This is a genomic window from Lolliginicoccus suaedae (assembly GCF_008312885.1).
Classification (GTDB): Bacteria; Actinomycetota; Actinomycetes; order Mycobacteriales; family Mycobacteriaceae; genus Lolliginicoccus; species Lolliginicoccus suaedae.
The window spans coordinates 189,293-203,777 of sequence record NZ_VSSO01000004.1 but is presented as its reverse complement, the minus strand read 5'-3'; the positions used below and the strand labels follow the sequence as shown (position 1 = coordinate 203,777).

The window sequence follows — 14,485 nt, the reverse complement described above, 5'->3', positions numbered from 1 at the left end:
CCCGGGGACTCTATCCGGTGCCTTCTAGCGTAATTCGTGGCTGCTGCCGGGTTGGATTGGTTCGCCGAGAAAGTTTTTATTTTTTCCTACTCGGCCGTGAAGGCGATCGAGTGCCAGCCCGACGCGCCATCCGGAATCGGGGGCACGCGCTCGCTGGTCTGGGTGTTGCCGTTGCGGTCGGTGGCGCGGCAGCTGATGCGATGCGTGCCAGGGTCGAGCGCGAGCTCGATCCGCCACATGCGCCAGCTATCGACGTTCACCTCGGTGGACAGCTCGGCCTCCTGCCACGGCCCGTCGTCGACCTGCACCTCGACCTTGTCGATCCCGATGTGCTGCGCCCAGGCGATGCCCGCCGCGATGAAGCCGCCGCTCGGTACCCGGGCGAACGACCGTGGACGGTCGATGCGCGACATCGTCTTCACTGGCCCGCGCTCCGCCCAATTGCGGCGCACCCAGTACGCATCGAAGTCGGCGAAGGTCGTCAGCTCCATGTCCACCAGCCACTTGGTGGCCGACACGTAGCCATAGAGGCCAGGAACGACCATGCGCACCGGGAAGCCATGCTCGGACGGCAGGGGCTCGCCGTTCATGCCGATCGCGAGCATCGCGTTGCTGCCCTCCGCCATGACGACCTCGGTGGGGGTGCCGCACGTCCAGCCGTCATCGCTGCGCGTGGCGATCTGGTCCGCACGGGGATCGACCCCCGCCCGCCGCAATACCTCGGCGAGATCCACACCGATGAAGTTGGACGTGGAGATGTACGGCCCGCCAACCTCGTTGGACACGCACACCAGGGTGATGGTGCGCTCCACCAGCGGCATGTCCAGGAGGTCCTGGTAGGTCAGCGTGATCTCCTCATCGACCATGCCGTGGATGCGCATCTCCCAGTTCTCGGCGCGCAGCCGCGGCACGGTCAGTGCCGTGTCCACGCGGTAGAAGTCGGCATTGTCGGTCAGGAATGTCGGAGTGCCCACGGAAGCGAAGTCCGCGCCCTCGGGGATCGGCGGGGCAGGCTCGTCCGGCACCAGGTCGAGCGCTCGGCGGGAGGCCTCCACGTCGATGCTCTGGCCAGCGAAGCGGCCGCCCAGCGCTGCGGCTCCCGCGCCGACTGCCACGGCGGTGGAGGTGACCAGGAACGTGCGGCGCCCCAGGCCCGGGATCTCCCAGGTGAGCTCCTTCGTGCGAGGCTCGCCCTCCGCATCGGGAGCCGGTCCCGCGCCCGGCGCGGATTCTCCCTGCTGGCCAACACTTTGCTGGGCAGCACTCTGTTGGCCAGCACTCTGTTGGGCAGCCCGGTGCAGGAGCAGGAACCCCGCTATCCCCGCCGCCGTGCCAAGCACCGGCGCGAGCAGATCAGTGACCTCGAACGTGGGCCGGGTGCTCGTCGCGAGCACCGCCACCACGCCAAGCCCACCGAGCAGCACCAGGCCGATCGTCGTGGTCCGGCGGGACAATGCGCCCGCTAGGGCGGCGAGCGCCACCAGCATCAGCGCCATGGATGCGAGCAGGACCTTCTTGTTGTCCTCCCCGAACTGCTGGATCGCGAACTCCTTCATCGGAGCCGGGGTCACATCGATGACCGCATCACCGACCGCGAAGATCGGCGAGGACTCGATACGGACGAGCCCCGCTACCAGATGCCCCACCGCGAGGGCGGCCGCGACGGCGAGCACGCCCGCCACGGCCCCCCTCCACCAGGTGGCCTCACCAGTTCGTGCCATGGGAGATACCTACTTTCGCTCGGTCATTCAAGGGGAAGAACCATGATCGGAGGCGTGGTCCCCTGGGGAGACCCGCCCGCGGGCTCGACTGTCAGCGCTAGTTGCGCCTCGTCACCGATGCCCTGCGCGAGCATCGACGCCGACTCGCTGCCCGGCTCCGGGTTCATCACGCCCGGCGAATGCGTGCCATCGGGCTGGATCACCCACAACTGGTAGGCAAGGTCCGGCGGCAGCGGAGCAAGATCATGCGTGACGAACAGTGCCGAGTCGTGGCTCTTGGCGAACACTGCCGAGGCCGTGCCCCCGCCCTCGATCTCGGTGACGGCAATACGCGCATCATCAGCGGTCACCAGGCCAGCGAACTGCTCGTACTGCTGCGCGAGGAACTCCCGGGCCTGGGTCTCCTCCGACAACTGCTGGTTGACCTGGCCGAGCTGGATGCCCAGGCCGATCGCCACGACCATGCTGGCAGCGGCAAGGACAGCCGATGCCGCAGGGATCCACGACCGGTGCGAGCGATCCGGCTTGACCTCAGGCGGCCGCTGCCGCGTCTGCGCGACCTCCGCCATCACGCGATCCTTGAGCTCCGGTGGCGGAGCCATCGCCGAGGCAGCCGCGATGCGGGCCGTGGCCTCGCGCAGCTCAGCGACCTCATGGGCGCACATCGGGCACCTCTTCAGGTGGACCTCGAAACGCTCCCGCTCGAAGGCGGGCAAGGCATCAAGAACGTAAGCCCCCGTCAAAGAATGAAAATCGATCCTCATCTCGAAACCCCCAAACAATCCCGTAGCCGGATGAGACCATCCCGCATCCGGGTCTTCACGGTGCCCAGTGGCACCTTTAGCAACGACGCGACCTCGGGGTAGGAGTACCCCTGGTAGAAGGCCAGCATCACGGACTCGCGCTGCAACTCGGTCAACGAGCCCAGGCAACGTTGCACCTGGTGGCGCTCCAGGCTCGCTTCGACCGCCTCGCTCACCTCGTCGTACTCGCGCCGCTCCGACAACATCGCCGAGCGATGATCCCGATCCGTCGAGGCCTGCGCCGACCGCACCCGATCGATCGCCCGGCGATGCGCCAGCGTCAAGGCCCAGCCAGTCGCCGAGCCCTTGGCCGCATCGAACCGGGACGCCGTGCGCCACAGCTCGACCATGACGTCCTGCGTCACTTCCTCGGACTGCGCGCGATCCCGCACCACGCGGCACACCATGCCGAACACCGACGGCGAGATGACGTCGTAGAACTGTGCGAAAGCGTCCTCATCGCCGAGCGCCGAGCGCGTGAGCAGCACCTCGGGCGTATCCACCTGCGAATCCGGCTGCGGCGAGATGGATCGGATCCTGTCATGTTCTGGCATGGATGCCATCCTTCCTATGGTGGCACCAGCATGCGCCATCCACCACGGGTTCCGTACCGAGCACCGTCAAACTCATGCCATCCCATGCTTCCGCGCCAGCGGGCGCCCCGGTGACCGGGTGCGGATGACTGGGCTATCCGCCAGCAGTCCCACCCCGATCAGGACCATCGCGACCAGCACGTTGGCCACATGCGCGGCACCATTCAGTGCCAGCACGTTCCACGACGTCGCCGATACGATCGGACCGACCAGCCCCAGGATGGCGAACCCCACACCGATGATCGTGTTGGTGCGCCGGGCCACTTGCACGCCCGCCGCCGCGCCCACGATGAGCACCGCGCCAACCAGCAGATGAACCACGTTGTGCAGGACATTCACGCCCAGCCAGCCGAACAGCTCACCGCCATCCGGCCCGGCGACAGCATGGCCCCCCGACACCGTGAAGCCCACGATGCCGACAGCGACGAGCACAATGCCCAGGGCCATGCCCACGGGCTGGTTCACGCTTCGCATCATCAACTCCCTCCCCGCTCCCAGTGACGACGCACTGACTACACGCTCGAACCTGATCTGGCTGGTATTCGCAGCGCAGCGGGCGACAGATTGGTCAGCGGGCCACTACCAGGACATTCCCCGGGCTATTCCCCCCGGACCATTCCCCTGGGGCCATTCCTTTGGGGCCATTCCCGAGGGCCGTGGCCGGGAGTACGATCAAGACGTGGCCGCACCAACCGATGACGCACTCGGTGCCAGGAGCGACTCCGCGCCCCCGGGCACCGCAGCGGACGCTGTCGCGGAGAAGGTATTCGCCGCTCTGCTCGGGTCCCTGGAGACCCAGGCCATCTACCTCGGCGACAAGCTCGGCTACTACCGCGCCCTCGACAAAGAGGGCCCGCTAGCCGCGCCCGGCCTCGCGCGCATCACCGGAACGCACCCGCGCTACGCGCGCGAATGGCTCGAGCACCAAGCCGTCAATGGCTACCTCATCGTCGACGACCCGCGCGCCGAACCGGACGAGCGCCAGTACACGCTGCCCGATGGTGCCGCAGCGGTGCTCGCCCGCGACACCGAGCTCACCTACATGGCGCCCTTCGCCTCCCTCGCAGCGGCCACCGCAAGCCATCTCGATGCCCTCGTCCACGCCTACCGGACCGGCGGGGGAGTGAGCTGGAAGCAACTAGGCGGCGACGCCCGGGAAGGCCAGGGCGCCGCGAACAAGCCGCTCTACCTCGGGCCGCTCATCGATGAGTACCTGCCCTCGCTCGGCGAGATCCACGAGAAGCTCACCGCGGGCGGCACCGTGGCAGACGTGGGCTGCGGCATCGGATGGTCGAGCATCGCCATGGCCACCCGCTACCCCGCGAGCCACATCGACGGCTACGACATCGACGACGCATCCATCGAGCAGGCCCGTCGCAACGCACAGGCGCACGGGAGCCCACCGAACCTCGCATTCCATCCCGGTGATGCCGCGGGCGCCGGGCAAGAGGGCCGATACGACCTCGTCTGCGCCTTCGAATGCATCCACGACATGCCCGATCCGGTCTCCGTGCTCGCCACCATGCGACGCATGGCCCGCCCCGACGGCACCGTCATGATCATGGACGAGAAGGTCGCCGAGGCATTCACCGCGCCCGGCGACGACACCGAGCGGCTCATGTACGGCTTCAGCATCCTGTGCTGCCTGCCCGACGGCATGTCCCACCAGCCCTCCGTCGGCACCGGAACCGTCATGCGCCCCTCGACGCTCGAGGCATACGCGCGGTCCGCCGGGTTCGACGGGCTCGAGATCCTGCCCATCGACAATGACTTCTTCCGCTTCTACCGCCTCATCCTTCCGGAGCGCTGAGACCCGGAGAAGGCAGGGGCCCGGCATGAGTCTGTCACCACGGTGACAGTCGAGGCACGACGTGGCGCCCGCCCGCGTTGTGCTAGGTGAACTGCCCGCGAGACGAAGGAGGCACACCATGCCCCGACTGCCCGTGCACACCACCGAGACTGCTCCCGCAGCGACCACGGAGACGCTGCAGCACTACGCGGAGATGTTCGGCAAGGTACTCAACATCTATGGCGAGATGGCCCACGTGCCGATCGTGCTCGACGTCTACCACTCGATCCAGCAGAACATCACCCGCAGCGGCACCTTCGACGCCGACGTGAAGGAAGCGATCGCCCTCGCGGTCGGGGCCGTCGATGACTGCGCCTACTGCCAGTCCGCGCACACCGGAGGCGCCACGCAGGCCGGCTGGAGCACCGACCAGACCATCGCGATCCGTGCCGGCGAAACCACCGGCAGCACTAAGATCGACGCCTTGCTCGCCGTGGCGCGGGAGATCGCCGGGAACATCGGCGTCGTCGAGGAGACCACCTGGGAGGCGGCCCGCGAAGCAGGCTGGAGCGATCAGGAGCTCGGCGAGCTATTCGTCCACGTCATCCTCAACCTCTACACGAACTACTTCAACCACTACGTTGGCACCGAGCTCGACATCCCCAAGGCTTCCGGGCTGTAGGAGCTCACTCGCGAATCTGCTGCCGGGGCGTGGTCGCGCGCGCCCCGGCCCACGCGAGCACACCGAGCAGCAGCAGCCATCCCGCTATCTCGTAGTGCGATGAGGGCCTCCCGGAGAGCGGGGTCACCAGGAAGAAGCAGGTGGCCATGCCGAGATGCGGCAGCCAGCGGGGGCTGCGAAAATGTGCCGCCGTGGAATCCTCGCGACGCAGCACGATCACCGCGAGGTTCACCACGGTGAAGACCCCGAGCAGGAGCAGGGACGTCGTGCCGCCCAGGTTCTTCGTCACCTCGCCCGGCCCATAGGTGACCAGCACGAGCAGGACCATCGCGATTCCCGTCGTCACCAGGATCGACAACCATGGGGTGCGGCGCGAATCCCACACGAGACCAAGCTGGCGCGGCAGCACCTGCTGCCGCGCCATCCCGTACAGCAGGCGGCTCGCCATCATCATGTTGATCAGGGCAGAGTTCGCCACCGCGAACATCGAGATGATGGGCATCAGCTCACCGATCGGAACGCCAGGCGCGCCGCGCTCCACCACAGTGACCAGCGGCGCAGGATTGCTCGCGAGTTCCCCGACCGGTACCAGCGCCACCACGCAGAGCGACACCAGGACGTAGATCGTTCCCGTCAGGGCCAGCCCGGTGAACATCACGCGCGGGAAGATCCGCACGGGGTCCCGGGTCTCCTCGGCCATGTTCACCGAGTCCTCGAAGCCCACCATCGCGAAGAACGCCAGCGATGTCGCCGCCGTCACCGCGAGGAACACATTCTTGCCCGATGGCGACTCGAACACCACCACCCGCGAGAAGTCCGCGTTGCCCGCGCCGATCGCCCAGATGCCCACCAGGATCACCAGCAGCAAGCCCGAGAGCTCCACCATCGTCAGCACGACGTTCGCGCGAACCGACTCCGCGACGCCCCACAGGTTGATCGCGGCGAGCAGGCACAGGAACAGCAGGGCCACCAGCATCACGCCCGAGCGGTCTGCCTCGAGCCCCAGCGCGATCGAGAAGTTCGCCGCGAACGCGGTAGCCGCTGTCGCCGCGGAGGTCACCCCCGAGGCCATCACCGCGAACACGACCACGAATGTCACGAAGTGCACCCCGAACGCCTTGTGCACATAGACGCCCGCCCCACCGGCATGCGGGTACTTCGTCACCAGTTCGAGGTAGGAGAATGCCGTGATAGTGGCTACCCCGAACGCGACGAGGAACGGCAGCCATGCCGCCCCGCCCACCTCGGCGGCGACCTCGCCGGTGAGCGCGTACACCCCGGTGCCCAGGATGTCGCCGACGATGAACAGCAGCAGCAGCTTCGTGCCGAGCACTCGCCGCAAGGCCGGCGCCGGGTCCTTGCCGCGGTCCACCGATCCGCTCATTCCCTAACAGTGATCCGCGCGGACCTGCTTGTCCATGCCGCGGGAGCACGGAACAGTAACAACAAGGCGGGCTATCTCCGCTCCGTCCGGGTCGCGATGGGCTCGGCGACCCTGCCGAGGACCTCCACCGAGACTCCGCGTGCCTCCACGCCGCGCACCCACCACACGATCCCGGCGACCGAGCCGATGAGCCAGAACAGGCCGAGCACCACGAAGACTGTGGTGACGTTGAACAGGATCGCGATCTCCGCGAGCACGATCTGCCCGATGACCGCGCCCATCCTGCCGACCGCGACCGACGCCCCGATGCCGGTGGCGCGCAGCGACGTGGGAAAGATCTCCGAGAACGTCGGGTACGCCGACACCCAGGCGCAGGTAGCGAAGAACGCCGCGACGGTGAACGCGATGAGCACGAGCATCGGCGACCCGGTCGAGGCGGCCGCGGCGCACAGCAGCATGCTTGCCGCCGCAGCGGCATAGGAAAACGTGACGGTGGGGCGCCGTCCGACAGCATCGAGCGACCACGAGACGAGCAGCCCACCGAATAATGCCCCGATATTGGCGATCAGGAAGTAGTACGGCAGGACGTCATCGCCAATGGGCACCGCACCGGTTTTCGAGGAGAACACGAAGATCGCCATCGCCGTGAACAAGCCGTAGTAGCCCGCCGCCTCGGAGAAATCGAGCGCCATGCCGAAGTACAGCTTCGGGCGGTGGTTGGCCCACAGCTCGCCGAGGGCGGAACGCGTGCTCCGGGGCGGGCCGTCCATCTGGTACCCGTCCGGGCTCGAGACCCCGGTGATCGAGGTGACGACGCGGTCCGCCTCCTCGAGCTTGCCCTGCGAAGCCAGCCAGCGCGGCGACTCCGGGATCAGCCTGCGCGCGATGAGCCCATAGGCGGCGCTGATGACGCCGAACAGCATCGCGTAGCGCCAGCTCAGTCCGAAGGTGGAGATCACCACGATGGAGACCAGGCTCGCGAGGATGCCACCGATGGCCCAGAAGCTCATCACCAGGCCATTGCTGCGGCCCCTGCTGCGGGCCGGGGTGAACTCGGCGATCGCCGATGTCACGGCCGCGTACTCGCCGCCCACGCCGAGCGCGGTGATGAAGCGGAAGAAGATGAACACCCAGTAGTTCGGTGCGGCGGCCGTCGCGACCGCAGCGAGCGAATACATGATGAGCGTGGCGACGAACAGCTTGCGGCGGCCCATGCGGTCGGCGAGATAGCCGAAGCCCACCGCGCCGAGCGCGAGGCCGACGAACCACACGATGTTGATGAACACCGCCTGGAAGCCGTCGAGGCCGAACTCAGACTGGATGCCAGGGATGACCGAGCCGATGATCTGGACCTCGAAGGCATCGAGCATCCAGCCGATGCCCAGGGCAGTGGCGATCCGGGTATGCATCGGTCGCCACCGTGATTCGTCAAGTCTTCGTGCCATGCGATCTCCCAGGGGTGCGTCGAGGAGGGGGCAACCTCACTATCACCTGGAAACCCTGCCCCCGGGGGCGGAAAAGGGATGACCAAACAGTGACAAAAGAGACAATCTCGCTTCCTGGGAGCCCCGCCAGCGCCACACTGGAGCCATGGCCAACAACGTGATTCGGTGGCTGCTCTCGCCAGTCCGGCCGGACCAGAGGGTGGGTGACGGAGCGCTGACCATGCTGCGCATCGTCGCCGGACTGCTCTGGCTGTACAACGTGGTGTGGAAGCAGCCGCCGAGCTTCGGCGAGAACAACAACGGTGGCCTCTACTTCTTCACCAGCCTTGGCGTCGAGCATCCCGTCTTCCCGCCGTTCAGCTGGATCGTGGAGAACATGGTGCTGCCGAACTTCGGCATCTTTGGCTGGGTCACCCTGATCAGCGAGACGACCCTCGCGGTGCTCCTGCTCACCGGCACGTTCGTCAAGCTCGCGGCCCTGCTCGGCATCGGGCAATCAGTGGCCATCGGGCTATCCGTCGCCGTCGCCCCCCACGAGTGGCCGTGGGCGTACTTCATGATGATCGCGATCCACCTGGCACTGCTCCTGGCCTGGAGCACCCGGTACCTCGCGGTCGATGCCGTCCGCGACGCCGCGGCAACGGGAGACGCTGCACCGCGCGCCGCCTCGCTCATGCGTACCTGGGGCATCGTGCTGGCCATCGTCGGTGTCCTCGCCGTGGCACTCTCGTTCACCGAGGACCTGCTCGCCTCGCGCGGCGGGCTGGTCGGATACCAGCCTCTGGAAGTGACCCTCGGCAACTACAACATCCTCGGGGCCCTCGTGCTCCTCGTGATCGGGCTGCTCCTGCTCGGCGGCGCGATCACCCGCAACGCGATGATCGCCGCGGCGGCCGCTGCCCTCGCGGTCCTTGCCGCCGCCTCCATCTACATCCAGAACGGATGGTCGGACGTGTGGCTAGGCGGCACCAACACCTCGGCCGCGCTGTACCTCTGCGCCGCCGTCATCGCGGCAGCATCCATGCACTACCTGCGCCAGAAACCAGCACCCACGCGACCGGGCAGCGGCTCGGGACAAGGAGAACCATGACCGACCAGATCATCGTTGGAGCCGTCGCCTACAGCCCGAACATGGTGCCCATCTGGGAAGGGATCCGCGACTACTTCCGCGACCCCGAGACGGGCGATCCCAGCATGGACTTCGTGCTGTACTCCAACTACGCGAGGCTGGTCGATAGCCTCATCGCCGGGCACGTCGACATCGCCTGGAACACCAACCTCGCCTACGCCCGCGCGATGATGCAGACCGACGGCAAGGCCGTGGCGCTCGCGCAGCGCGACACCGACACCACGTTCAGCACCGTGTTCGTCGCCCGCGCGGGAAGCCAGATCGAGGGCCCGGACGGCATCGCGGGCTCCCGCCTCGCGCTCGGCTCCGCGGATTCCGCGCACGCCGCGATCCTTCCGCTGCACTACTTGGCCAAGGAAGGCGTCACGGTCGACGCGATGTCGATCACACGCTTCAACTCCGACATCGGCAAGCACGGCGACACGGGCCGCAGCGAGCTCGACGCCATCGCCGCGGTGCTCGCTGGCGAGGCCGACGTCGCCGCGATCGGCAACGTCACCTGGGACGCCATGGGCACCGACGATCTCATGCCCGGATCCCTCGAGGTCGCCTGGCAGACCCCGGAGTACTGCCATTGCATGTTCACCGCCATGGACACGCTGCCCGAGGAGCGCTACGGGCCGTGGGTCGAGCAGCTGCTCGCCATGGACTGGGAGAACCCCGAGCACCGGAAGATCCTCGAGCTCGAGGGACTGCGGAAATGGGTGCGTCCGCACCTCGACGGGTACCAGAGCCTTTTCACCGCCATCGAGGAGCAGGGAGTCGATCCACGGTGGTGATCCTCGACCTCATGCGGACCATCAGCGGCCTCGCCCAGGGCGGCGTGGGGGAGGTCGCGCTCCGCACCGAGGAGGACCTGCTGCTCGCGCAGCGGTGGTGCGCCCGCAGCGGCAACACCATCGTGCGCACCGACGTTGACGAGACGGGCAGCGGCATCCTCGTCGTGCGGCGCGGTCACCTGCCCGATCCGCGCGACGAGCTCGGACCAGACCGGATGCCCGGCGCCAGGCTGTGGATGTACACCAACTTCCACTGCAACCTGCACTGCGACTACTGCTGCGTCTCATCCTCCCCGCAGGCACCCCGCCGCGAGCTCGGCGCCGACCGCATCAAGCGGCTCGTCCACGAGGCCGCCGACTGGGGAGTCCACGAGATCTACCTCACCGGCGGCGAACCGTTCCTCCTGCCCGACATCGCCGAGATCATCACCTCCTGCGTCGACGTGCTGCCCACCACCGTCCTCACCAACGGCATGGTGTTCCGCGGACGCCGCCTCGCCGCCCTCGAATCCCTGCCCCGCGACGGCCTCGCCCTGCAGATCAGCCTCGACTCCGCCACCCCCGGCCTGCACGACTCCCACCGTGGCGCCGGAAGCTGGGCACGAGCGGTCGAAGGCATCACCCTGGCCCGCAAGCTCGGCTTCACCGTGCGCATCGCCGCCACCATCGCCTCGCCCGGGCCCGGCGAGATCACCGCCCTGCACGAGTTCTGCGACAGCCTCGACATTCCCCGCGAGCACCAAGTGATCAGGCCCATCGCCAAGCAGGGCGCCGCCGTCAAGGGCCTCGTCCTCACCCAGGAATCCCTCGTCCCCGAGATCACCGTCACCGCCGACGGCGTGTACTGGCACCCAGTGGCCGCGACCGACGAGCAGGCCCTCGTCACCCGGCAGCTCGAGCCGCTCGCCCCAGCTCTCGACACCGTCCGGCAGCGCTTCGCCGAGCAGTGGGCCATCGCCGCCACCGCGGCGGCACTGTTTCCCTGTGCGTGAGGAACCTCCGCGTGAGCGAGGCGGGCCATTGACGCGGTGCGTCGAGTAACAGCAAGCCGCGCTCCGGCCGATATACAGTGCAACGTCGTGCCCACGCTCGATCCCCCGAGGCCGGCACCCGCTCCGCAGCGCCTTGCGACCGACGAAAGGCCCCCGCGCCCATGACCACGCCACCGCCGCATCCCTCGCAGCAGCCGCATCCCGGGCAGTCGTCCTACGCTGGTCCTTATACCGCTGGCCCGCACCAGCCTGGCCAGTACCCGCACCAGGGCCAGTACGGCGCGCACTATAGCCCGATGATGGGCGATCCCTATGCCCCGTTCGGGCGCGACCCCATGACGGGCGAGCCGCTGTCGAGCAAGTCCAAGATCGTGGCCGGGATCCTCCAGATCTTCCTCGGCGTCTTCGGCATCGGGCGCTTCTACATCGGCTCCAACGCCCTCGGCATCGTGCAGCTCGTCACCTGGTTCATCGGGCTGATCAGCGTTCCCGTTTTTGGCCTCGGCCTCGTCATCTGGTTCTTCCTCGGCATCTGGGCGTTCATCGACGGCATCTTCCTCATGGTCAGCCGCTCCCGCGACGGAAACGGCTACCTCCTGCGCTAGCGTGGCCCCGTGGAGACACGGAAGCACGGCACGGGGCTCGGCGCGCTGCTGCTGATGACCGCGCTCGCCTTCGGCGGGCACGCGATCCTGTTCCCCACCGTGCCCCTGTGGGTCGTCGAGCACGGCGCGGGCACCACCGGAGCCGGTGCTGTCAACGCCGTGCTCATGCTGTTCACGGTGCTCACCCAGCTCGCCATGCCCGCCACGCTCCGGCGGCTCGGATGGCCACCCACCCTCGTGCTCGGCGTCCTGCTCCTCGGCCTGCCCTCGCTGCTGCAACTCCTCGCCCAGGATCTCGGCCCGGTCCTCGCGCTCGCGGCCCTCCGCGGAATCGGGTTCGGCATCATCACCGTCTGCGGCGCCACCGCCGTGGCCGAGCTCGCCGACCCGGCCCGCCGCGGAGCCGCTATCGGCGCCTACGGATTCGCGATCGCCGCGCCCCAGTTCGTGCTCACCCCTGCCGCGCCGTGGGCCGCGCAGAACCTCGGCTACGGGATCGTGTTCCTCGCGGGCGCCTGCCCCATCCTCGCGGTCCTCCCCGCGCTCCGCCTCGGGCGGGCCGTCCACGCTGCTATCGACGCCCGGGCGACCAGCGCTGCCCCCAGCCCGCCGCGCCCAGTGCTGCGCGACACTCTCCGCGCTCTTATCGCGCCCATGCTCATACTTCTCGGCGTGACCGCCGCCGGCGGAGCGCTGCTCACCTTCACCCCGCAAATGACGACGTCCGCCACCGCCGCGCTGCTCGGCCTGCTCGCGCTCACCGGCATCGCCGCCATCAGCCGGTGGTGGTTCGGCATCCTCGCCGACCGCCACGGCACCCGGCCCTACCGCGCGCCGCTGATCGGTCTCACCCTTGCTGGGCTGCTGCTCGCTGCGTGGGCCGTCACCACCCCAACGGACACGAACGGCCTTGCGCTCATCGCCGGGCTCGCGCTCATCGGCATCGCTTACGGGGGGCTGCAGAACCTCACCCTCATCGACTCCTTCGCCTACGTCGGCCCCCGCCAGTACAGCACCGCGAGCACCACCTGGAACATCGGCTTCGATGCCGGTACCGGGCTGGGTGCCATTACCACCGGCTACCTCGCCGCGCAGCAGGGCTTCCCTGTCGCGCTGCTCGCCCTCGCCGCCATCGCGCTCGCCACCATGCCGCTCGCGCTGCGGCGCTGAGGCCGGAATACCCTGGAGAAGCGCGTCACCCCGGCAGGAGGCCCCTGGATGGAACCCAGCACCACCGGCGTCATAGTCATCGGCGGGGGACAGGCCGGGCTCGCGGCGGGCTACTACCTGCGCCGGGCACAGGTTCCCTTCGTCATTCTCGACGCCAGCCGAGGCCCGGGCGGCGCCTGGCCACGCATGTGGCCGACGCTGCGCCTGTTCTCCCCAGCGGACTACGCGCGGCTGCCCGGGTGGCCCATGCCACCATGGCGCGACGGATTTCCCCCGGCCAGCCACGTCGTCGACTACCTCGCCGACTACGAGAAGCGCTACGAGCTTCCCATCGAGCGCCCCGTCCACGTCCGTTCCGTCACCGCTGGAACACACCGCCTGAGCGTCGACACCACGAGCGGGGAGTGGCACGCCCGGCACGTCATCAGCGCCACCGGCACGTGGACCCGCCCCTTCTGGCCCGCATACCCCGGCGCACGGGCCTACCAGGGCCGGCAACTGCACACCGTGCACTACCGAACGCCTGACGAGTTCGCCGGCCAGCACGTCCTCGTCGTGGGTGGAGGCAACTCCGGCGCACAGATCGTCGCCGAGCTATCCGCCACGACCAGGACCACCTGGGCCACCCACCGGCCACCCAGGTTCCTGCCCGACGACGTCGATGGGCGAGTGCTTTTCCAGATCGCCACCCGCCGGGCCATCGCCCTCGAATCCGGGCAACCAGACCCCGGTGGAATACCAGGCCTCGGCGACATCGTGATGGTCCCCGAGGTCCGCGCCGCCCGCGACCGCGGAGACCTCAGCCCCCGGCCCCTGTTCGACGCCCTCACACGCGACGGAGCGCGCTGGGGAACCCTAGAGACGCCCTTCGACGCCATCATCTGGTGCACGGGGTTCCGCCCCGCGCTCGACCACCTCCGGCCCCTCCGGCTCCGCGAGCATGATGGCACCATCACCATGCGGGGCACGCGCGCCGCCCGCGAGCCCCGGCTTCACCTGCTCGGATACGGGGACTGGACCGGTCCGGGCTCCGCCACGATCCTCGGTGTCGGCAGGACCGCCCGCGCCAGCGTCGCCAGCATCGTGGGCTAGTCCCTAGCTGGCCCGGGCCGGAAGTGTTACCGAATGCACCCTCGGAGGGGGCTTGGGAGGGGGCAAAACCTCACACTTCCGGAGGGATCGGCACGGCGTGGTGGTTTGAGGGCATCAACCGCCGCGGAACCGGGCACGATGAGCGCCCCCGGCAGGACTCGAACCTGCGACCTAGGGATTAGAAGGCCCTTGCTCTATCCACCTGAGCTACGGAGGCGTGCGTTGTTAGGCGCGTTGGCAGTGTAGCGGATCGCGATTCGGGGCCCTGGGCGTCGGTGCGCCTAGCGCTTAGGGCGGGCGG

At 68.3% G+C, this 14,485-nt stretch carries 14 protein-coding genes and 1 tRNA gene; 8 read left to right on the top strand and 7 right to left on the bottom strand.

Translation table 11 applies throughout. The features are described 5' to 3' along the window. Window positions 1-86: 86 nt before the first annotated feature. From FXO18_RS12715 to FXO18_RS12700, 4 genes are all read right to left on the bottom strand, one after another. The gene (locus FXO18_RS12715) at window positions 87-1,721 is read right to left on the bottom strand and encodes a molybdopterin-dependent oxidoreductase (RefSeq protein ID WP_149361497.1); all 1,635 of its coding nucleotides are present in this window, start codon (window positions 1,719-1,721) and stop codon (window positions 87-89) included. A gap of 23 nt (window positions 1,722-1,744) precedes the next feature. Beyond that, window positions 1,745-2,485 carry an anti-sigma factor gene (locus FXO18_RS12710; protein WP_149361496.1) on the bottom strand — a complete coding sequence of 247 codons (741 nt, stop codon included), beginning with the start codon at window positions 2,483-2,485 and terminating at the stop codon, window positions 1,745-1,747. After that, window positions 2,482-3,078 carry an ECF RNA polymerase sigma factor SigK gene (gene sigK, locus FXO18_RS12705; RefSeq protein WP_149361495.1) on the bottom strand — a complete coding sequence of 199 codons (597 nt, stop codon included), beginning with the start codon at window positions 3,076-3,078 and terminating at the stop codon, window positions 2,482-2,484. The genes FXO18_RS12710 and sigK overlap by 4 nt, the downstream gene beginning before the upstream one ends. A 72-nt stretch (window positions 3,079-3,150) precedes the next feature. Next, complete coding sequence (locus tag FXO18_RS12700) at window positions 3,151-3,594, bottom strand: DUF4383 domain-containing protein (RefSeq protein ID WP_149361494.1); 444 nt, start codon at window positions 3,592-3,594, stop codon at window positions 3,151-3,153. A gap of 202 nt (window positions 3,595-3,796) precedes the next feature. Between FXO18_RS12700 and FXO18_RS12695 the strand changes: the two genes are divergently transcribed. Together FXO18_RS12695 and FXO18_RS12690 are read left to right on the top strand one after the other, a co-directional pair. Continuing rightward, window positions 3,797-4,927, top strand: coding sequence for a class I SAM-dependent methyltransferase (locus FXO18_RS12695; protein ID WP_407936473.1), 1,131 nt, complete (start codon window positions 3,797-3,799; stop codon window positions 4,925-4,927). Between the two features lie 118 nt (window positions 4,928-5,045). Beyond that, a complete protein-coding gene (locus tag FXO18_RS12690; RefSeq protein WP_149361492.1) occupies window positions 5,046-5,588 on the top strand; it encodes a carboxymuconolactone decarboxylase family protein in 543 nt (180 codons plus the stop codon). Between the two features lie 4 nt (window positions 5,589-5,592). Here the strand turns inward: FXO18_RS12690 and FXO18_RS12685 are convergent, their stop codons facing one another. Continuing rightward, complete coding sequence (locus tag FXO18_RS12685) at window positions 5,593-6,972, bottom strand: APC family permease (RefSeq protein ID WP_149361491.1); 1,380 nt, start codon at window positions 6,970-6,972, stop codon at window positions 5,593-5,595. Between the two features lie 71 nt (window positions 6,973-7,043). Next, complete coding sequence (locus FXO18_RS12680; RefSeq protein WP_149361490.1) at window positions 7,044-8,417, bottom strand: MFS transporter; 1,374 nt, start codon at window positions 8,415-8,417, stop codon at window positions 7,044-7,046. A 145-nt stretch (window positions 8,418-8,562) separates the two neighbouring features. On the opposite strand from FXO18_RS12680, the gene FXO18_RS12675 reads away from it, so the two are divergent. From FXO18_RS12675 to FXO18_RS12650, 6 genes are all read left to right on the top strand, one after another. Beyond that, on the top strand, window positions 8,563-9,507 hold the full coding sequence (locus FXO18_RS12675; RefSeq protein WP_187774350.1) for an Rv1678 family membrane protein: 945 nt from the start codon (window positions 8,563-8,565) through the stop codon (window positions 9,505-9,507). Further along, entirely contained in the window at window positions 9,504-10,325 is an 822-nt protein-coding gene (locus FXO18_RS12670) for an Rv1680 family SBP-like protein (protein ID WP_149361489.1), read from the top strand. Before FXO18_RS12675 ends, FXO18_RS12670 begins: the two co-directional genes overlap by 4 nt. Beyond that, window positions 10,319-11,317: an Rv1681 family radical SAM protein gene (locus FXO18_RS12665; protein ID WP_235900649.1), complete on the top strand. Its 999-nt coding sequence runs from the start codon at window positions 10,319-10,321 to the stop codon at window positions 11,315-11,317. The genes FXO18_RS12670 and FXO18_RS12665 overlap by 7 nt, the downstream gene beginning before the upstream one ends. A 161-nt stretch (window positions 11,318-11,478) precedes the next feature. Continuing rightward, a complete protein-coding gene (locus tag FXO18_RS12660) occupies window positions 11,479-11,922 on the top strand; it encodes a TM2 domain-containing protein (RefSeq protein ID WP_149361488.1) in 444 nt (147 codons plus the stop codon). Between the two features lie 9 nt (window positions 11,923-11,931). Continuing rightward, window positions 11,932-13,092 (top strand): MFS transporter, encoded by a 1,161-nt coding sequence (locus tag FXO18_RS12655; RefSeq protein WP_223114743.1) that lies wholly within the window; start codon window positions 11,932-11,934, stop codon window positions 13,090-13,092. A 48-nt stretch (window positions 13,093-13,140) separates the two neighbouring features. Next, window positions 13,141-14,184, top strand: coding sequence for an ArsO family NAD(P)H-dependent flavin-containing monooxygenase (locus tag FXO18_RS12650; RefSeq protein ID WP_149361487.1), 1,044 nt, complete (start codon window positions 13,141-13,143; stop codon window positions 14,182-14,184). Window positions 14,185-14,327: 143 nt separating this feature from the next. On the opposite strand, the gene FXO18_RS12645 is transcribed toward FXO18_RS12650, so the two are convergent. After that, a tRNA-Arg gene (locus tag FXO18_RS12645) sits at window positions 14,328-14,401 on the bottom strand. Between the last annotated feature and the right edge of the window lie 84 nt (window positions 14,402-14,485).